The sequence below is a fragment of the Alkalihalophilus pseudofirmus OF4 genome, from assembly GCF_000005825.2.
Classification (GTDB): domain Bacteria; phylum Bacillota; class Bacilli; order Bacillales; family Bacillaceae_D; genus Alkalihalophilus; species Alkalihalophilus pseudofirmus.
The window spans coordinates 135,026-151,289 of sequence record NC_013791.2 but is presented as its reverse complement, the minus strand read 5'-3'; the positions used below and the strand labels follow the sequence as shown (position 1 = coordinate 151,289).

Here is a 16,264-nt window from a genome sequence, read left to right as displayed (position 1 = left end):
CTTTCAAACCTTAAAAGAGTTAAGAGCAGGCTGGGATTAGTCTTCTTTACGAAGGCCTAAACCTAGTTCGCCAAGTTTCTCTTGAACTTCTTCTAGTGACTTACGTCCAAGGTTACGTACTTTCATCATGTCTTCTTCTGACTTCTGCGTTAACTCTTGTACCGTATTGATACCAGCACGCTTCAGGCAGTTGTAAGAACGAACAGAAAGATCAAGTTCTTCAATCGTCATTTCAAGAACTTTTTCCTTTTGATCTTCTTCTTTTTCGACCATGATTTCAGCATTTTGTGCTTGATCCGTTAAGCCTACAAAAATATTAAGATGCTCAGTTAAGATTTTTGCGCCAAGTGACACAGCCTCTTCTGGGCGAATGCTTCCGTCAGTCCACACATCAAGGGTTAGTTTGTCATAGTTGGTGACTTGACCGACACGAGTGTTTTCAACTTGATAGTTGACACGAGATACCGGTGTGTAAATAGAGTCAATAGGAAGAACACCAATCGGTTGATCGTCATTCTTATTCCCTTCAGCAAGTGCGTAACCACGGCCACGCTTTGCTGTAAGGCGCATATGGAAGTGTGCTCCTTTTGCTAAAGTTGCAATATGCAGATCTGGATTTAGCACTTCGATATCACTATCATGTGTTAAATCGCCTGCAGTTACTACACCTTCACCTTGAACATCTACCTCTAGCGTCTTCTCTTCATCAGAATAAATCTTAAGTGCAAGTTTCTTAAGGTTCAAGATAATAGTCGTTACGTCTTCTACAACACCTTCAATTGTTGAGAATTCGTGCAGAACACTATCAATTTGAACTGAAGTAACAGCAGCACCAGGAAGAGAAGATAAAAGAATACGACGTAAGGAGTTACCAAGAGTCGTTCCATACCCACGCTCTAGTGGCTCAACGACAAATTTACCGTACTTTGCGTCTTCACTAACTTCAACCGTTTCAATATTTGGCTTTTCGATTTCAATCATTAAAACAAACCCTCCTTCAAAACGTCGAACTCCGGTAGACTGCCAGGAAAGCCTAACCGGAAATCCCCATTAGGCAGTTCCCAACCGTTTCACCTTTTTGTCAATCGGATGTATTCGTCTCATCCATTATTGACACTTTCAGGAAATCTATACAATGATTGATTTCGTTACACTCTACGACGTTTTGGCGGACGGCAACCGTTATGAGGAACTGGAGTAACATCTTTTATCATGTTAACTTCAAGTCCAACAGCTTGTAGTGAACGAATCGCAGCTTCACGACCAGCACCAGGGCCTTTTACAGAAACTTCGATTGTTTTCATGCCATGCTCCATTGCTGTTTTAGCTGCTGTTTCAGCTGCCATTTGCGCTGCGAATGGAGTAGACTTACGAGAACCTTTAAATCCTAATGCACCTGCACTTGCCCAAGAAATAGCATTGCCGTGCGTGTCAGTGATCGTCACAATAGTGTTGTTGAATGTTGAACGGATGTGCGCAACACCAGCCTCAACATTTTTACGTTGACGACGCTTTGGACGAGTATTCGTTTTCTTAGCCATTTTTTATGCGACCTCCTTTACTATTTCTTCTTGTTTGCTACTGTACGACGAGGACCTTTACGCGTACGAGCATTGTTTTTAGAGTTTTGACCACGAACTGGTAAACCACGACGGTGGCGGATACCACGGTATGAACCGATTTCGATTAGGCGTTTGATGTTAAGTGATACTTCACGACGAAGGTCACCCTCAACTGTGTGAGCTTCAACTGCTTCACGAATACGACCTAATTCTTCTTCTGTTAAATCACGAACGCGAGTATCCTCAGATACGCCAGCTTCCGCTAAAATTTCAGATGACTTTGTTTTTCCAACTCCATAGATATAAGTGAGTGATACAACCACTCGCTTATCACGAGGAATATCTACACCTGCGACACGTGCCATGTGCTGTGCACCTCCTTAAATATTAACCTTGTTTTTGTTTGTGTTTAGGGTTTTCACAAATAACCATAACCGTCCCTTTACGACGGATAACTTTACACTTTTCACAAATTGGCTTGACTGATGGTCTTACCTTCATTATCGTTTACCTCCTTATGGTACGGAGTGCATTTAATTGTAATCGTTCAATTCACATCTAGCAAGTCTATCGGATAGATCTCGCTAGCAAATCGCAACGTTTATTTGTATCGATATGTGATTCGTCCACGAGTCAAGTCATACGGTGATAGTTCAACCGTTACTTTATCTCCAGGAAGGATTCGGATAAAGTGCATACGAATCTTACCAGAAACATGAGCAAGGATCTTGTGACCATTCTCTAACTCTACACGAAACATTGCGTTTGGCAGCGGCTCGATGACCGTACCTTCCACTTCAATTACATCCTCTTTGGCCATGAATTTACTCTCCTTCCTTCAGCAAATCAAGTTGTTGTTTTAGGAAACCGCTAAGTGCATAGCGGAGCTTTCCGTTAGTAACACGTCCCGTTTCTTCAACGCTCATACGTATTTCAGGAGCAATGTAGTTCAACAATTCTAGATGGTTGATGTTTTTCTTCTTAGCTCGATCAATTTTACGCTTATCTCCATCAGCAATCAAGACATAACGATCATTTTGGACCTCAATGACCACAGCATAGCTGCCTTCGTCTCTACCTTTTTTGACTTGCACTATCTGTCCGATAGCAATTTGACCGATACCGGGACTCGGACCAGAGTCGTTCATTACATCCATCACCTACATCTAAAGTTTTGTTAAAATTTCATACCCTGTTTCTGTAATTGCAATCGTATGCTCAAAGTGTGCACAGTTTTTGCCGTCAACTGTAACCACAGTCCAGTTATCGGCAAGTGTACGCACATAACGAGAACCTGCATTAATCATTGGTTCAATTGCTAGTACCATTCCAGGCTTTAGACGAGGTCCTTTACCAGGTGGTCCATAGTGTGGGATTTGCGGGTCTTCATGTAAGTCTTGCCCTACTCCATGGCCTACATACTCCCGAACAATTGAATAACCGAGCGGCTCAGCATAAGTTTGGATTGCATGAGAAATGTCTGATAATCTCTCACCAGGCTTAGCCTGTTCCAACCCTTTATATAATGCGTTTTCTGTGACGTCCAACAATTGTTGATCCTCATCAGAAATTGTACCTACAGCATACGTCCAAGCGGAGTCACCGTGGTACCCATTCAACTTAGCACCAATGTCAACACTAATTACATCGCCGTCCTTAAGCACTCTAGAACCGGGTATACCATGTACCAATTCCTCGTTTACTGAAGCACAGATGCTGCCTGTAAATCCATTGTACCCTTTGAATGAGGGTGTTGCACCGTGTGAACGAATCAACTTTTCTGCAATCTCATCCAATTCTTTAGTAGTAATACCAGGTTGGATATGCTGCTTTAACTCTTGGTGAGTCAGAGCAACAATTCTCCCAGCTTCACGCATGATTTCTAATTCACGTTCTGTCTTACAAATAATCATGCATTGAGTCCTTTCAGAAGTTCATCTAAGTCTTCGAATACCTTATTGATATCTTGATCTCCATCGATCGTACGAAGATAGCCTTTTTCTGTATAGAAATCAATTAGTGGCTGTGCTTGCTGTTGATTTACTTCAAGACGTTTTTTTACTGTTTCCGGCTTGTCGTCATCACGTTGGATTAACTCACCGCCATCAACGTCACATTTCCCTTCAACCTTTGGCGGGTTGTAGATCATGTGGTATGTCTTACCTGAAGTTGGCGACACACGTCTACCAGTTAAACGATCCATTAAAAGCTGCTCAGGTACATCAATGTTTAATACGTAATCAAGTTTACGTTCCATTGAAGCAAGCATATCTTCTAATGCTTCTGCTTGTGCTACTGTGCGAGGGAAGCCATCTAATAAGAAGCCTTTCTCACAGTCCGCTTTAGAGAGACGCTCTCTCACAATGCCAATTGTCACTTCATCCGGCACTAATTCACCAGCATCCATAAACGATTTAGCTTTTAAACCTAACTCTGTTTCTCCTTTAATGGCAGCTCGAAACATATCACCTGTAGAGATATGAGGGACCTCATATTTCTCGACAATACGCTCAGCTTGAGTACCTTTACCTGCTCCTGGTAAACCCATTAAAATAAGATTCATCACTAATCCCCTCCATCGCTCCGATTTAACAACAGAAGGCGAACGGGAAGAAATGATCCTCCCCTGCTCCCCTTGTTACTTAATAAAGCCTTTATAAGAACGTTTAATAAGCTGTCCTTCTATCTGTTTCATCGTGTCTAATGCTACACCAACTACGATTAATAATCCAGTACCACCGATTTGAATCGCCGCTGGCAGACCCATTAATCGTGTGAAGAAAACCGGGATAATTGCTACAGTTGCTAGGAACAATGCTCCGACAAACGTTAAACGGTATAAAATGCGAGTTAAGTACACTTGAGTTGTTTTACCGGGACGAATTCCTGGAATATAGCCACCTTGCTTTTTGAGGTTCTCGGCCATTTTTTCAGGATTGACCTGGATAAATGTATAGAAGTACGTAAATCCAATGATAAGCAATGCATACACTACCATACCCACCGGCTGAGTATAATCAAATACTCTTGTTACCCATGCAGCAATTGCATTATCCGTTCCGAAGAACCCGGCAACTGTTGGAGGGAAGATGAATAGTGAAAGTGCGAAGATAACCGGAATTACCCCTGCGCCGTTCACTTTTAATGGTAAGTGTGTAGATTGACCACCTACAGGACTACGACCAACTAAGCGTTTTGCGTATTGAACAGGAATCTTGCGTAATGCTTGTTGAACAAAGATAACACCAACAATAATAGCTAGTATTGCTAAAGCAAGTAGTAATAATGAAACGATACTCAAGAATAGCTGTTCGCCAGCATCTTGAATCTGTGTAGCATACAATTGGTTAAGTCCGTTTGGAATACCAGCTGCGATACCTGCAAAGATAATGATCGAAATACCATTACCAACACCCTTAGCGGTAATTTGTTCACCAAGCCACATAAGAAATGCTGTTCCCGCTGTAAGAACAAGTGCAATAAACAAATAAGTTGGAACACTTGGATTTGGAATTAATCCTGGGAAAAAGGAGTTAAATCCAATAGACATTCCAATTGCTTGAACAAAGCCTAAAACGATCGTTCCATATCGGGTGAACTGTGCCAGCTTACGTCGGCCAGCTTCCCCCTCTTTAGCCCACTCGGCAAACTTAGGTACAACATCCATTTGCAACAACTGAACCACAATCGATGCAGTGATGTATGGCATAATACCCATTGCGAAAATCGAGAAGTTGCCAAGTGCTCCACCACCAAAAGTATTTAAGAACCCGAAGGCATTCAATTGGTCATGGAAGTTCAGAACATCACTGTTTGCCCCTGGTACAGGGATAAAGCTACCGATCCGAAAGACAACGAGCATGAGTAGGGTGAAAACAACCTTACGTCGTATGTCACCCACTCGAATAATGTTGGAGATCGTCCCGAACATTAAATCACCTCAGTTTTTCCGCCAGCAGCTTCGATTGCCTCAACTGCAGATGCAGAAAACTTATGTGCTTTAACTGTTAAGTTCTTTTCAAGCTTTCCGTTTCCAAGGATCTTAATTCCGTTTCTTACGTTCTTTACTGTACCTGATTCGATAAGTAGTTCTGGTGTTACCTCAGTACCTGCATCAAAACGATTGAGCGTCTCAAGGTTAATCACTGTAAACTCCTTACGAGTCGGGTTAGTAAAGCCGCGTTTTGGTAGACGACGGTATAATGGGTTTTGACCACCCTCGAAACCAGGACGTACGCCACCGCCAGAACGAGCGTTTTGACCTTTGTGACCTTTACCTGATGTCTTACCGTTACCAGAACCGATACCACGTCCTACACGATTACGTACTTTACGTGATCCTTCTGCGGGCTTCAACTCATGAAGTTTCATGTCGACACCTCCTCATGTATAAATTAAGCTATTAAGCTTCGATTTCTTTTACTGTTAAAAGGTGAGATACCTTATTTACCATACCGCGAATCGCAGCGTTATCTTCTTGAACAACAGTTTGGTGCATTTTGCGTAATCCAAGTGTGTTCACTGTAACGCGTTGGTCTTCCGGACGACCGATAAGACTACGAGTGAGGGTAATTTCTAATTTCTTAGCCATTGACGTTCCCTCCTTATCCTAACAGTTCTTCCACTGATTTACCGCGAAGTTTTGCAACTTCCTCAGCACGCTTCAGTTCTTTAAGTCCTTGCATAGTTGCACGAACCATGTTGATTGGGTTGTTAGAACCTAGTGATTTAGAAAGGATGTCACCTACACCAGCAAGTTCTAATACCGCACGTACAGGACCTCCAGCGATTACTCCAGTACCTTCAGAAGCAGGCTTTAATAATACGCGCCCTGCACCAAAGTGACCGATGATCTCGTGTGGAATTGATGTACCAACAACTGGTACTTCAATGAGGTTTTTCTTTGCATCTTCTACCGCTTTACGGATTGCCTCAGGAACTTCCTGAGCTTTACCCATACCGAAGCCGACATGGCCGTTCTTATCGCCTACTACAACCAATGCAGCAAAGCGGAAACGACGTCCACCTTTAACTACTTTCGCTACACGATTGACAGCTACTACTTTCTCTTCAAGTTCCAACGTATTAGGGTCAATACGACGCATTCGTTTTCCCTCCTTTGTTCTTTAGAATTGCAGGCCAGCTTCACGAGCTGCATCTGCTAATGTTTGTACACGACCGTGGTATACATAACCACCGCGATCAAACACTACTACTTTATGACCGTTTTCTACCGCACGTTTAGCAACAAGCTCACCTACAGCTTTAGCTGCTTCTTTATTTCCACCGTTCTCAAGTGCAAGCTCTTTATCTAAGCTAGATGCAGAAGCAAGAGTTACACCATTTACGTCATCGATAAGCTGTGCGTAAATGTGTTTTGATGAACGGAAAACATTAAGACGTGGACGTTCAGGTGTTCCTGTGATCGCACGACGTACGTGAGCGTGTCTTTTCTTACGCGCCAAATTTTTGCTAGGCTTCGTAATCATTGAACGTCATTCCTTTCCGTAATTAATTATTTACCAGTCTTACCTTCTTTACGACGCACATATTCGCCTTCGTAACGAATACCTTTACCTTTGTAAGGCTCAGGAAGACGTACTGAACGAATATTAGATGCAACTGCTCCTACACGCTCTTTATCGATACCTTTAACGATAACTTTCGTGTTAGCAGGTACTTCGATTTCGATACCCGCTTCAGGAGTGATTTCAACTGGGTGAGAGTAACCAACGTTAAGTACAAGCTTTTGTCCTGACTTTGTTGCACGATAACCTACCCCGATAAGCTCAAGCGCACGCTCGTAGCCTTTCGTTACGCCCTCAACCATGTTATTGATTAAGCTGCGAGTAGTTCCGTGAAGAGCTTTGTGCTCCTTGTGCTCAGACGGACGCTCTACTGTAACTTGGTTTTCTTCTACATTGACTTTCATGTCCGGGTGAAGATTACGACTAAGTTCACCTTTAGGACCTTTAACCGTAAGTAGTGTTCCATCAAGCGTGATTGTTACACCAGCTGGAACCTCTACTGGTTTATTACCAATACGAGACATTCTTGTACACCTCCATTCATTTCAAGGAATGTATTACCAAACGTATGCTAATACTTCTCCGCCTACTTGTTGTTGACGTGCTTCCTTGTCTGTCATTACACCGTTTGATGTAGAAACTAACGCGATTCCTAGGCCGCCTAATACACGAGGAAGCTCTCCAGCTTTCGCATATACACGTAGACCAGGCTTACTGATACGTTTAAGACCAGTAATTACACGCTCATTTGTAGCACCATATTTTAAGAAGATGCGGATTACACCTTGCTTATTGTCTTCGATATATTCATAGTCACGAATAAAGCCTTCACGCTTAAGGATATCAGCGATTTCTTTCTTTACCTTTGAAGCAGGTAATTCAAGCTTCTCGTGACGAACTGTGTTCGCATTACGAATACGAGTCAGCATATCTGCAATTGGATCTGTCATGACCATAGTTATTTACCTCCTTCCCGTTCTTGGGCTTACCAACTAGCTTTCTTCACACCAGGAATTTGCCCTTTGTGAGCAAGCTCTCTGAAGCAAATCCGGCAAAGTTTAAACTTACGCAATACTGAATGAGGACGACCGCAACGTTCACAGCGAGTGTACTCTTGTACTTTGTACTTTTGTGTACGTTTTTGCTTTGCAATCATTGATTTCTTTGCCAAAGTTTTCCCTCCTCTTTCGAAACGACTTTAATTATTTTTGAAATGGCATTCCCATTTGTGTTAATAGTTCACGAGCTTCTTCGTCTGTATTCGCAGTTGTTACGATAACAACGTCCATACCGCGAACTTTATCAACTTTATCGTAATCAATTTCAGGGAAGATTAATTGCTCTTTCACACCTAGTGTGTAGTTACCGCGACCGTCGAATGCTTTTTTAGAAACACCGCGGAAGTCACGTACACGTGGAAGTGAAACAGAAACTAACTTATCAAGAAATTGGTACATGCGCTCACCACGAAGAGTTACTTTCGCACCGATAGGCATACCTTCACGAAGTTTAAAACCAGCGATTGATTTTTTAGCTTTTGTGATTAATGGCTTTTGACCAGTGATCTCAGCTAATTCTTCTACAGCTTTATCTAAAGCTTTTGCGTTAGATACAGCATCACCAACACCCATGTTTACAACGATTTTCTCAAGTTTCGGCACCGCCATAACAGATGAGTAGTTGAACTTCTCCACTAGAGAAGGAACGATTTCAGTTGAATACTTCTCTTTTAAACGATTCATACGATTGACCTCCTTTCACACACTGACTACTTATCTAATGCTTCGCCAGACTTCTTAGCAATACGTACTTTTTTGCCGTTCTCAATTTTGTGTCCTACACGAGTAGGTTCACCAGACTTAGGATCTACAGGCATAACGTTTGAAGAATGAATTGGCGCTTCTTGATTCAAGATTCCACCTTGCGGATTATCTTGAGATGGCTTTGCGTGTTTCTTCACAATGTTTACGCCCTCTACAAGAACACGATTCTTCTTAGGAAAAGCTTCTAAGATTACACCTTGTTTCCCTTTGTCTTTACCAGAGATGACCTTAACTGTGTCACCTTTTTTGACATGCATCTTCGCCATGTTCGCACCTCCTTGACAGGGCCTTCCGTTAATATCTATTAAAGAACTTCTGGAGCAAGAGACACAATCTTCATGAATTGGTTGTCACGAAGTTCACGTGCTACTGGTCCGAAAATACGAGTTCCGCGTGGGCTCTTATCGTCACGTACGATAACTGCTGCGTTCTCATCAAACTTGATGTATGAACCATCGTTACGACGTACGCCGCTCTTAGAACGAACGATTACTGCTCTCACAACTTCACCTTTCTTGACAACGCCACCTGGTGTTGCTTGTTTCACAGAACAAACGATAACATCACCAACATTAGCTGTCTTACGGCCAGAACCACCTAATACTTTAATACATAGTACTTCACGAGCACCAGAGTTATCAGCAACTTTTAAACGGGATTCTTGTTGAATCATGCGATCTTACCTCCCTTCAATCGAGAACTTCTATTAAATGATTACCGCTTCTTCTACGATTTCAACTAAGCGGAAACGTTTATCTTTTGAAAGCGGACGAGTTTCCATGATACGAACAACGTCGCCAATTTTAGCAGCGTTTTCTTCGTCATGCGCTTTTAACTTCTTAGAGTATTTTACGCGCTTTCCATAAAGGCGGTCTTTTTTGTATGTTTCAACAAGAACAGAAATTGTTTTATCCATTTTGTCAGAAACAACGCGCCCTGTATATACCTTACGTTGGTTGCGTTCCATTTAGCAAACCTCCTTTTTAGCCGTTGTTAATTCCAAGCTCACGTTCACGCAATACTGTCTTCGCACGAGCAATTGCTTTACGAACTTCACGAATGCGGGCTGGATTATCCAATTGACCAGTCGCTAGTTGAAAGCGAAGGTTGAACAACTCTTCTTTAAGTGATTTCGTCTTTTGCTCAATTTCAGCAGTGGTTAAGTTACGAATATCATTAGCTTTCATTTGCGTCACCACCCACTTCTTCGCGTTTTACGAATTTACATTTTACCGGTAATTTATGAGAAGCTAGACGTAAAGCTTCACGAGCAACTTCCTCAGAAACACCAGAGATTTCAAACATAATCTTTCCAGGCTTAACTACAGCAACCCAGCCCTCAGGAGCACCTTTACCAGAACCCATTCGAACTTCAAGTGGCTTAGCAGTGTAAGGCTTAGATGGGAAGATCTTGATCCAAACTTTACCACCACGTTTCATATAACGTGTCATAGCAATACGCGCTGCTTCGATTTGACGGTTAGTGATCCAAGAAGCTTCAAGCGCTTGAAGACCATACTCACCGAAGTGTACTTCTGTACCGCCTTTTGCACGACCGCGCATTTTTCCGCGATGTTCACGACGATATTTCACACGTTTTGGCATTAACATGATTAGTTGCCTCCTTCCTCTTTGTTCGTTCCTTTCGTTGGAAGGACTTCACCACGATAAATCCAGATCTTGATGCCTAGCTTACCGTAAGTAGTATCAGCTTCAGCTGTACCGTAGTCGATATCAGCACGAAGTGTGTGAAGTGGAACTGTTCCTTCGCTATAGTGTTCTGCACGTGCAATATCAGCGCCACCAAGACGACCAGATACTTGAGTTTTAATACCTTTTGCACCTGAACGCATTGTACGTTGGATCGCTTGTTTCATAGCACGACGGAACGAAATACGATTTTCTAATTGACGAGCAATGTTTTCAGCTACTAATTTAGCATCTAAATCAGCTTGCTTAACTTCAAAAATGTTGATGTGAACGCGTTTGCCAGTTAATTCGTTAAGTGCTTTACGTAAAGCTTCAACTTCAGAACCGCCTTTTCCGATCACCATTCCTGGTTTAGCAGTAGAAACTGTAACATTTACGCGATTTGCAGCACGTTCGATTTCTACTTTAGACACAGAAGCGTCTTTTAAGCGTTTTTCAATATACTCACGAATTTTGATATCTTCGTGTAGTAGATCAGCATAATCTTTCTCAGCGTACCATTTTGACTCCCAGTCTTTGATAACGCCAACTCGAAGTCCAGTAGGATTAATCTTTTGACCCACGCTTTATCCCTCCTTCTTTTCAGTTACAACCAGTGTAATGTGGCTAGTGCGCTTGTTAATACGGCTCGCACGTCCCATCGCACGTGGACGGAAACGTTTTAAAGTAACACCTTCGTCTACATACGCTTCACTAATTACAAGGTTGTTTGGCTCCATTTCATAGTTATGCTCAGCATTCGCAATTGCAGAGTTTAGAAGCTTTTCTACAACAGGTGAACCAGCTTTTGGTGTGTGACGAAGAATAGCAATCGCCTCACCTACTTGCTTTCCACGAATCAAGTCAACAACTAAACGCACTTTACGAGGAGCAATACGCACTTGTTTTGCTACAGCTTTAGCTTGCATGGATAGGACCTCCTCTCTAACTAACCTTAACGTCTTGTTTTCTTATCATCAGCAGCATGACCTTTATACGTACGCGTAGGTGCAAACTCACCAAGTTTGTGTCCTACCATGTCTTCAGAAATGTAAACTGGAACATGCTTACGGCCATCATATACTGCGATAGTGTGCCCGATGAACTCAGGGAAAATTGTTGAACGACGAGACCAAGTTTTGATCACTTTCTTGTCATTAGCTTCGTTATGAGCTTCGACCTTTTTCATTAAATGATCATCAACGAAAGGTCCTTTTTTCAAACTACGACCCATGAGAAAACCTCCCTTCGTGATTCGCCCACGGTTCTACGCGAGAACCGCAGCCAAACCCCGTTATTTTTTACGACGACGTACGATGTACTTGTCAGATCCTTTGTTCTTCTTACGAGTTTTGTAACCAAGTGTTGGTTTACCCCAAGGAGACATTGGAGACTTACGTCCGATTGGTGCTTTACCTTCACCACCACCATGTGGGTGATCGTTAGGGTTCATAACAGATCCACGAACAGTTGGACGTTTGCCTAACCAACGTGAACGACCTGCTTTACCAATGTTGATAAGTTCATGTTCAACGTTACCTACTTGACCAATTGTCGCACGACAAGTAGCAAGGATGTAACGAGTCTCACCAGAGTTTAAACGTACTAATACATAATCTCCTTCTTTACCAAGAAGTTGAGCTTCTGTACCAGCAGAACGAACTAATTGTCCACCTTTACCAGGCTTAAGTTCGATGTTGTGAATTACAGTACCAACTGGGATGTTTTTAAGAGGTAACGCGTTACCTACTTTGATATCCGCTTCAGCACCTGATTCAATCATCATGTCAACTTTAAGACCTTTTGGCGCTAAGATGTAACGCTTTTCACCATCAACATAGTTGATTAGTGCGATGTTAGCAGAACGGTTTGGATCATATTCGATCGTAGCAACGCGTCCTGGAATTCCATCTTTAGTACGTTTGAAGTCAATCACACGGTATTGACGTTTGTGTCCGCCACCTTGGTGACGTACAGTTAATTTACCTTGGTTGTTACGGCCGCCTTTTTTGTGTAAAGGAGCAAGTAACGACTTTTCCGGTTTGTCAGTTGTGATTTCCGCAAAATCTGATACGGACATACCACGACGACCGGCACTGGTCGGTTTATACTTTTTAATCGCCATGTTCAGTTCCCTCCTTCGCTTTTAAACTTATACACCTTCGAAGAATTCGAGTTCTTTGCTCTCAGGTGTTAATGTAACAATGGCTTTTTTACGACGAGCTGTGTAACCCGTGTAACGTCCAAATCTCTTAGACTTACCTTTGTAGTTCATTGTGTTAACTTTAGCAACCTTAACTTCAAAGATCTCTTCAAGAGCATCTTTAATTTGAGTTTTATTAGCACGAACGTCTACTTCGAACGTGTATTTTTTCTCACCCATAAGGTCAGTTGAACGTTCAGTAATTACGGGGCGCTTAATGATATCACGAGCGTTTGACATTACGCAAGCACCTCCTCTACTTTTGCAACTGCGTCTTTAGTGATGACAAGCTTATCATGCTTCAGCACATCAAGAACGTTTACTCCTTCTGCAGTAACAAATGTTACACCAGGAAGGTTACGTGTAGATAATGCAACTGTTTCATTATAATCAGCTGTCACAACAAGAGCTTTGCTGTCAACAGAAAGGCCATTTAATACGTTAGCCATATCTTTTGTTTTTGGAGCATCAAGTTGTAGGTTGTCTAAAACAACGATTTCTGCTGCTTTCAATTTGCTTGATAGAGCAGATTTGATTGCAAGACGACGAACTTTTTTAGGTAGCTTGTAGCTATAGCTGCGTGGTGTCGGTCCAAAAACAACTCCACCGCCTACCCATTGTGGTGAACGGATCGAACCTTGACGAGCACGACCTGTTCCTTTTTGACGCCATGGTTTACGACCGCCGCCGCGTACTTCTGAACGTCCTTTTGTTTTGTGTGTACCTTGACGTAGAGATGCTTGCTGCATTACTACTGCGTCATGAAGCACACTTTGGTTTGGCTCAATGCCAAAAATCGAATCAGATAATTCGATATCTCCTACTTGTGAACCAGCTTGGTTAAATACTGCTACTTTCGGCATGATGTGTCCTCCTTTCTTTCAATCTTTATTTTGCTTTAACCGCACTTTGTACAGATACGTAGCTCTTTTTAGCGCCAGGTACGTTACCTTTAACTAATAGAAGATTACGGTCTGTATCAACTTTTACGATTTCAAGGTTTTGTACTGTTACTGTTTCTCCACCCATACGTCCAGGTAATAGTTTACCTTTGAATACACGGTTTGGAGCTACAGGACCCATTGAACCTGGGCGACGGTGGTAACGTGAACCATGAGACATCGGTCCGCGAGATTGGTTATGACGCTTGATAGCACCTTGGAAACCTTTCCCCTTAGATGTTCCTGTTACGTCTACTACGTCTCCAGCTGTAAATGTGTCAACTTTAACTTCGTTACCCACTTCAAGAGAAGCGTCGAAGTTACGGATTTCCTTCATGAAGCGCTTAGGAGCTGTGTTAGCTTTTGCAGCATGTCCTTCTTGAGGCTTGTTAGTATTTGATTTCTTTTGGTCAGCAAATCCGATTTGGATTGCTTCGTATCCATCAGACTCAACAGTTTTCTTTTGAAGAACCACGTTTGGCTCAGCTTCGATAACTGTTACTGGGATGACTTCACCATTTTCAGCAAACACTTGTGTCATACCGATTTTTCTACCTAAGATTCCTTTGGTCATCCGTTACACCTCCTAATATAACTCGAATTTTTTGTTTGCCATTTTTATATACTTACATATAAAAGTCTATATTCACTAATTGATCATACAGATTTATAGTTTGATTTCGATGTCTACGCCAGACGGTAAATCCAAACGCATAAGAGCATCCACAGTTTGTGGAGTTGGATTCACGATATCAATCAAACGCTTGTGCGTACGCATCTCGAATTGCTCACGAGAATCTTTGTACTTGTGAACCGCACGAAGAACTGTGTAAACCGACTTCTCAGTTGGAAGTGGAATCGGACCAGATACATTAGCACCTGAACGCTTTGCAGTGTCTACAATCTTCTCTGCTGATTGATCAAGAACACGATGATCATACGCCTTTAAACGAATACGAATCTTTTGCTTTGCCATTATAGCCCCTCCTTTATCGTCCATTTTATAAACAGACATACTCCGTGAAAATTTCCTACACCCTGCCATGGCAAAGGGGCCGGGTGTATCAGCAACCTTCCACATCATCGCTGCCAATGACCAACATTCAACATTATACATAGGCACATGACCTAAATCAAGTAAAAGTTTTTATGTTGGGCACACTCCTACTATTATAACGACACCTATGAATAATTGCAAGGTTTTATCGAAATTAATTGCATAAAAAAAGAAAGCACCTTGGAAGACCAAGATGCTTTCTATCAGAAAGTAATATAATTACTTAGTGATTGTAGCTACGACACCAGCACCTACAGTACGTCCACCCTCACGGATAGAGAACTTAGTACCTTCTTCGATTGCGATTGGTGAAATTAGTTCAACAGTCATTTCGATGTTGTCACCAGGCATTACCATCTCAACACCTTCTGGAAGGTTGATGATTCCAGTTACATCAGTTGTACGGAAGTAGAACTGAGGACGGTAGTTTGAGAAGAATGGAGTGTGACGTCCACCCTCTTCTTTTGAAAGAACATAAACTTCAGCTTTGAAGTTTGTGTGTGGAGTAATACTACCTGGCTTAGCAAGTACTTGTCCACGTTGAACTTGGTCACGTGAAACCCCACGAAGAAGTGCACCAATGTTGTCACCAGCTTCAGCATAGTCAAGAAGCTTGCGGAACATTTCTACTCCTGTACAAGTAGTAGAAGATGGCTCTTCTGCTAAACCGATGATGTCAATTACGTCACCAACATTAAGTTGTCCACGCTCTACACGACCAGTAGCAACCGTACCACGACCAGTGATTGAGAATACATCCTCAACTGGCATCATGAATGGCTTTTCTTTATCGCGCTCTGGAGTAGGGATGTAATCATCTACAGCAGCCATAAGTTCGATAATTTTTTCTTCGTATGCTTCGTCACCTTCAAGTGCTTTAAGAGCAGAACCTTGGATAACAGGTACATCGTCACCAGGGAAGTCATACTCAGAAAGAAGGTCACGTACTTCCATTTCTACTAATTCAAGTAGCTCTTCGTCATCTACCATGTCACATTTGTTTAAGAATACAACAAGGTAAGGTACACCTACTTGACGAGAAAGAAGGATGTGCTCACGAGTTTGCGGCATTGGGCCATCAGCAGCAGATACTACTAAGATACCGCCGTCCATTTGTGCAGCACCAGTGATCATGTTTTTAACATAGTCAGCATGTCCTGGGCAGTCAACGTGTGCATAGTGACGGTTATCAGTTTCGTACTCAACGTGTGCAGTTGAGATTGTGATACCGCGCTCACGCTCTTCTGGAGCACCATCGATAGCGTCATACGCCATTGCAGCACCTTTACCAGAACGCTTAGCAAGTACAGTTGTGATTGCAGCTGTTAAAGTTGTTTTACCATGGTCAACGTGTCCAATAGTACCGATATTGGCATGCGTTTTCGAGCGGTCGAATTTTTCTTTACCCATGATTAATTTCCTCCCTTAAATAAACAATAGTAAGTTTTTTTATGAATAAGA

General features: G+C 42.3%; 31 protein-coding genes. All 31 read right to left on the bottom strand.

Going from position 1 to position 16,264, the window contains the following annotated elements:
• Positions 1–36 precede the first annotated feature (36 nt).
• Positions 37–981 (bottom strand): DNA-directed RNA polymerase subunit alpha, encoded by a 945-nt coding sequence (locus BPOF4_RS00775; RefSeq protein ID WP_012957162.1) that lies wholly within the window; start codon positions 979–981, stop codon positions 37–39.
• Between the two features lie 167 nt (positions 982–1,148).
• Complete coding sequence (gene rpsK / locus BPOF4_RS00770) at positions 1,149–1,541, bottom strand: 30S ribosomal protein S11 (RefSeq protein WP_012957161.1); 393 nt, start codon at positions 1,539–1,541, stop codon at positions 1,149–1,151.
• 20 nt (positions 1,542–1,561) lie between these two features.
• Positions 1,562–1,927, bottom strand: a complete 366-nt coding sequence (gene rpsM / locus BPOF4_RS00765; RefSeq protein ID WP_012957160.1) for a 30S ribosomal protein S13 — start codon at positions 1,925–1,927, stop codon at positions 1,562–1,564.
• Between the two features lie 22 nt (positions 1,928–1,949).
• A complete protein-coding gene (rpmJ, locus tag BPOF4_RS00760) occupies positions 1,950–2,063 on the bottom strand; it encodes a 50S ribosomal protein L36 (RefSeq protein ID WP_003322638.1) in 114 nt (37 codons plus the stop codon).
• Between the two features lie 100 nt (positions 2,064–2,163).
• The gene (gene infA, locus BPOF4_RS00755; RefSeq protein WP_010896341.1) at positions 2,164–2,382 is read right to left on the bottom strand and encodes a translation initiation factor IF-1; all 219 of its coding nucleotides are present in this window, start codon (positions 2,380–2,382) and stop codon (positions 2,164–2,166) included.
• Positions 2,383–2,386: 4 nt separating this feature from the next.
• Complete coding sequence (locus tag BPOF4_RS00750; RefSeq protein ID WP_012957159.1) at positions 2,387–2,710, bottom strand: KOW domain-containing RNA-binding protein; 324 nt, start codon at positions 2,708–2,710, stop codon at positions 2,387–2,389.
• Positions 2,711–2,728: 18 nt separating this feature from the next.
• A complete protein-coding gene (gene map, locus BPOF4_RS00745) occupies positions 2,729–3,475 on the bottom strand; it encodes a type I methionyl aminopeptidase (protein ID WP_012957158.1) in 747 nt (248 codons plus the stop codon).
• Positions 3,472–4,125: an adenylate kinase gene (locus tag BPOF4_RS00740; RefSeq protein WP_012957157.1), complete on the bottom strand. Its 654-nt coding sequence runs from the start codon at positions 4,123–4,125 to the stop codon at positions 3,472–3,474. Before BPOF4_RS00740 ends, map begins: the two co-directional genes overlap by 4 nt.
• 75 nt (positions 4,126–4,200) lie before the next feature.
• Positions 4,201–5,493 carry a preprotein translocase subunit SecY gene (secY, locus tag BPOF4_RS00735; RefSeq protein ID WP_012957156.1) on the bottom strand — a complete coding sequence of 431 codons (1,293 nt, stop codon included), beginning with the start codon at positions 5,491–5,493 and terminating at the stop codon, positions 4,201–4,203.
• The gene (gene rplO, locus BPOF4_RS00730; protein ID WP_012957155.1) at positions 5,493–5,933 is read right to left on the bottom strand and encodes a 50S ribosomal protein L15; all 441 of its coding nucleotides are present in this window, start codon (positions 5,931–5,933) and stop codon (positions 5,493–5,495) included. Before rplO ends, secY begins: the two co-directional genes overlap by 1 nt.
• A gap of 31 nt (positions 5,934–5,964) precedes the next feature.
• Entirely contained in the window at positions 5,965–6,153 is a 189-nt protein-coding gene (rpmD, locus tag BPOF4_RS00725; protein WP_012957154.1) for a 50S ribosomal protein L30, read from the bottom strand.
• A 13-nt stretch (positions 6,154–6,166) separates the two neighbouring features.
• Positions 6,167–6,667, bottom strand: coding sequence for a 30S ribosomal protein S5 (rpsE, locus tag BPOF4_RS00720; RefSeq protein WP_012957153.1), 501 nt, complete (start codon positions 6,665–6,667; stop codon positions 6,167–6,169).
• 21 nt (positions 6,668–6,688) lie between these two features.
• Positions 6,689–7,051: a 50S ribosomal protein L18 gene (gene rplR / locus BPOF4_RS00715; protein WP_012957152.1), complete on the bottom strand. Its 363-nt coding sequence runs from the start codon at positions 7,049–7,051 to the stop codon at positions 6,689–6,691.
• Positions 7,052–7,077: 26 nt separating this feature from the next.
• Positions 7,078–7,614: a 50S ribosomal protein L6 gene (rplF, locus tag BPOF4_RS00710; protein ID WP_012957151.1), complete on the bottom strand. Its 537-nt coding sequence runs from the start codon at positions 7,612–7,614 to the stop codon at positions 7,078–7,080.
• Between the two features lie 33 nt (positions 7,615–7,647).
• Positions 7,648–8,046 carry a 30S ribosomal protein S8 gene (gene rpsH / locus BPOF4_RS00705; RefSeq protein ID WP_012957150.1) on the bottom strand — a complete coding sequence of 133 codons (399 nt, stop codon included), beginning with the start codon at positions 8,044–8,046 and terminating at the stop codon, positions 7,648–7,650.
• 29 nt (positions 8,047–8,075) lie between these two features.
• Positions 8,076–8,261 carry a type Z 30S ribosomal protein S14 gene (locus BPOF4_RS00700; RefSeq protein WP_012957149.1) on the bottom strand — a complete coding sequence of 62 codons (186 nt, stop codon included), beginning with the start codon at positions 8,259–8,261 and terminating at the stop codon, positions 8,076–8,078.
• 31 nt (positions 8,262–8,292) lie between these two features.
• On the bottom strand, positions 8,293–8,832 hold the full coding sequence (gene rplE, locus BPOF4_RS00695; protein ID WP_012957148.1) for a 50S ribosomal protein L5: 540 nt from the start codon (positions 8,830–8,832) through the stop codon (positions 8,293–8,295).
• Between the two features lie 26 nt (positions 8,833–8,858).
• Positions 8,859–9,170, bottom strand: coding sequence for a 50S ribosomal protein L24 (gene rplX / locus BPOF4_RS00690; RefSeq protein WP_031311928.1), 312 nt, complete (start codon positions 9,168–9,170; stop codon positions 8,859–8,861).
• Positions 9,171–9,217: 47 nt separating this feature from the next.
• Positions 9,218–9,586, bottom strand: a complete 369-nt coding sequence (gene rplN / locus BPOF4_RS00685) for a 50S ribosomal protein L14 (protein WP_012957146.1) — start codon at positions 9,584–9,586, stop codon at positions 9,218–9,220.
• 33 nt (positions 9,587–9,619) lie between these two features.
• Complete coding sequence (gene rpsQ / locus BPOF4_RS00680; RefSeq protein ID WP_012957145.1) at positions 9,620–9,880, bottom strand: 30S ribosomal protein S17; 261 nt, start codon at positions 9,878–9,880, stop codon at positions 9,620–9,622.
• 16 nt (positions 9,881–9,896) lie between these two features.
• A complete protein-coding gene (gene rpmC / locus BPOF4_RS00675) occupies positions 9,897–10,100 on the bottom strand; it encodes a 50S ribosomal protein L29 (protein ID WP_003322618.1) in 204 nt (67 codons plus the stop codon).
• Positions 10,090–10,524, bottom strand: coding sequence for a 50S ribosomal protein L16 (rplP, locus tag BPOF4_RS00670; protein WP_012957144.1), 435 nt, complete (start codon positions 10,522–10,524; stop codon positions 10,090–10,092). The genes rpmC and rplP overlap by 11 nt, the downstream gene beginning before the upstream one ends.
• A 2-nt stretch (positions 10,525–10,526) precedes the next feature.
• A complete protein-coding gene (rpsC, locus tag BPOF4_RS00665) occupies positions 10,527–11,186 on the bottom strand; it encodes a 30S ribosomal protein S3 (protein ID WP_012957143.1) in 660 nt (219 codons plus the stop codon).
• A 3-nt stretch (positions 11,187–11,189) separates the two neighbouring features.
• Positions 11,190–11,531, bottom strand: coding sequence for a 50S ribosomal protein L22 (gene rplV / locus BPOF4_RS00660; protein ID WP_012957142.1), 342 nt, complete (start codon positions 11,529–11,531; stop codon positions 11,190–11,192).
• A gap of 26 nt (positions 11,532–11,557) precedes the next feature.
• The gene (rpsS, locus tag BPOF4_RS00655; RefSeq protein ID WP_012957141.1) at positions 11,558–11,836 is read right to left on the bottom strand and encodes a 30S ribosomal protein S19; all 279 of its coding nucleotides are present in this window, start codon (positions 11,834–11,836) and stop codon (positions 11,558–11,560) included.
• 60 nt (positions 11,837–11,896) lie between these two features.
• Positions 11,897–12,727 carry a 50S ribosomal protein L2 gene (rplB, locus tag BPOF4_RS00650; protein ID WP_012957140.1) on the bottom strand — a complete coding sequence of 277 codons (831 nt, stop codon included), beginning with the start codon at positions 12,725–12,727 and terminating at the stop codon, positions 11,897–11,899.
• Positions 12,728–12,754: 27 nt separating this feature from the next.
• Positions 12,755–13,045 carry a 50S ribosomal protein L23 gene (gene rplW, locus BPOF4_RS00645; protein ID WP_012957139.1) on the bottom strand — a complete coding sequence of 97 codons (291 nt, stop codon included), beginning with the start codon at positions 13,043–13,045 and terminating at the stop codon, positions 12,755–12,757.
• Positions 13,045–13,668 carry a 50S ribosomal protein L4 gene (gene rplD, locus BPOF4_RS00640; RefSeq protein ID WP_012957138.1) on the bottom strand — a complete coding sequence of 208 codons (624 nt, stop codon included), beginning with the start codon at positions 13,666–13,668 and terminating at the stop codon, positions 13,045–13,047. The genes rplW and rplD overlap by 1 nt, the downstream gene beginning before the upstream one ends.
• Positions 13,669–13,693: 25 nt before the next feature.
• On the bottom strand, positions 13,694–14,320 hold the full coding sequence (gene rplC / locus BPOF4_RS00635) for a 50S ribosomal protein L3 (protein ID WP_012957137.1): 627 nt from the start codon (positions 14,318–14,320) through the stop codon (positions 13,694–13,696).
• 93 nt (positions 14,321–14,413) lie between these two features.
• The gene (rpsJ, locus tag BPOF4_RS00630; RefSeq protein WP_012957136.1) at positions 14,414–14,722 is read right to left on the bottom strand and encodes a 30S ribosomal protein S10; all 309 of its coding nucleotides are present in this window, start codon (positions 14,720–14,722) and stop codon (positions 14,414–14,416) included.
• A gap of 300 nt (positions 14,723–15,022) precedes the next feature.
• Positions 15,023–16,213: an elongation factor Tu gene (gene tuf, locus BPOF4_RS00625; protein WP_012957135.1), complete on the bottom strand. Its 1,191-nt coding sequence runs from the start codon at positions 16,211–16,213 to the stop codon at positions 15,023–15,025.
• Positions 16,214–16,264: the final 51 nt, after the last annotated feature.

Bases quoted from the DNA above. Each gene is read 5' to 3' on its own strand.
- BPOF4_RS00775 (WP_012957162.1), bottom strand. From the start codon at position 981: ATGATTGAAATCGAAAAGCCAAATATTGAAACGGTTGAAGTTAGTGAA.
- rpsK (WP_012957161.1), bottom strand. From the start codon at position 1,541: ATGGCTAAGAAAACGAATACTCGTCCAAAGCGTCGTCAACGTAAAAAT.
- rpsM (WP_012957160.1), bottom strand. From the start codon at position 1,927: ATGGCACGTGTCGCAGGTGTAGATATTCCTCGTGATAAGCGAGTGGTT.
- rpmJ (WP_003322638.1), bottom strand. From the start codon at position 2,063: ATGAAGGTAAGACCATCAGTCAAGCCAATTTGTGAAAAGTGTAAAGTT.
- infA (WP_010896341.1), bottom strand. From the start codon at position 2,382: ATGGCCAAAGAGGATGTAATTGAAGTGGAAGGTACGGTCATCGAGCCG.
- BPOF4_RS00750 (WP_012957159.1), bottom strand. From the start codon at position 2,710: ATGAACGACTCTGGTCCGAGTCCCGGTATCGGTCAAATTGCTATCGGA.
- map (WP_012957158.1), bottom strand. From the start codon at position 3,475: ATGATTATTTGTAAGACAGAACGTGAATTAGAAATCATGCGTGAAGCT.
- BPOF4_RS00740 (WP_012957157.1), bottom strand. From the start codon at position 4,125: ATGAATCTTATTTTAATGGGTTTACCAGGAGCAGGTAAAGGTACTCAA.
- secY (WP_012957156.1), bottom strand. From the start codon at position 5,493: ATGTTCGGGACGATCTCCAACATTATTCGAGTGGGTGACATACGACGT.
- rplO (WP_012957155.1), bottom strand. From the start codon at position 5,933: ATGAAACTTCATGAGTTGAAGCCCGCAGAAGGATCACGTAAAGTACGT.
- rpmD (WP_012957154.1), bottom strand. From the start codon at position 6,153: ATGGCTAAGAAATTAGAAATTACCCTCACTCGTAGTCTTATCGGTCGT.
- rpsE (WP_012957153.1), bottom strand. From the start codon at position 6,667: ATGCGTCGTATTGACCCTAATACGTTGGAACTTGAAGAGAAAGTAGTA.
- rplR (WP_012957152.1), bottom strand. From the start codon at position 7,051: ATGATTACGAAGCCTAGCAAAAATTTGGCGCGTAAGAAAAGACACGCT.
- rplF (WP_012957151.1), bottom strand. From the start codon at position 7,614: ATGTCTCGTATTGGTAATAAACCAGTAGAGGTTCCAGCTGGTGTAACA.
- rpsH (WP_012957150.1), bottom strand. From the start codon at position 8,046: ATGGTCATGACAGATCCAATTGCAGATATGCTGACTCGTATTCGTAAT.
- rplE (WP_012957148.1), bottom strand. From the start codon at position 8,832: ATGAATCGTTTAAAAGAGAAGTATTCAACTGAAATCGTTCCTTCTCTA.
- rplX (WP_031311928.1), bottom strand. From the start codon at position 9,170: ATGCATGTCAAAAAAGGTGACACAGTTAAGGTCATCTCTGGTAAAGAC.
- rplN (WP_012957146.1), bottom strand. From the start codon at position 9,586: ATGATTCAACAAGAATCCCGTTTAAAAGTTGCTGATAACTCTGGTGCT.
- rpsQ (WP_012957145.1), bottom strand. From the start codon at position 9,880: ATGGAACGCAACCAACGTAAGGTATATACAGGGCGCGTTGTTTCTGAC.
- rpmC (WP_003322618.1), bottom strand. From the start codon at position 10,100: ATGAAAGCTAATGATATTCGTAACTTAACCACTGCTGAAATTGAGCAA.
- rplP (WP_012957144.1), bottom strand. From the start codon at position 10,524: ATGTTAATGCCAAAACGTGTGAAATATCGTCGTGAACATCGCGGAAAA.
- rplV (WP_012957142.1), bottom strand. From the start codon at position 11,531: ATGCAAGCTAAAGCTGTAGCAAAACAAGTGCGTATTGCTCCTCGTAAA.
- rpsS (WP_012957141.1), bottom strand. From the start codon at position 11,836: ATGGGTCGTAGTTTGAAAAAAGGACCTTTCGTTGATGATCATTTAATG.
- rplB (WP_012957140.1), bottom strand. From the start codon at position 12,727: ATGGCGATTAAAAAGTATAAACCGACCAGTGCCGGTCGTCGTGGTATG.
- rplW (WP_012957139.1), bottom strand. From the start codon at position 13,045: ATGTCAAACGCTCGTGATATCATTAAGCGCCCCGTAATTACTGAACGT.
- rplD (WP_012957138.1), bottom strand. From the start codon at position 13,668: ATGCCGAAAGTAGCAGTATTTAACCAAGCTGGTTCACAAGTAGGAGAT.
- rplC (WP_012957137.1), bottom strand. From the start codon at position 14,320: ATGACCAAAGGAATCTTAGGTAGAAAAATCGGTATGACACAAGTGTTT.
- rpsJ (WP_012957136.1), bottom strand. From the start codon at position 14,722: ATGGCAAAGCAAAAGATTCGTATTCGTTTAAAGGCGTATGATCATCGT.
- tuf (WP_012957135.1), bottom strand. From the start codon at position 16,213: ATGGGTAAAGAAAAATTCGACCGCTCGAAAACGCATGCCAATATCGGT.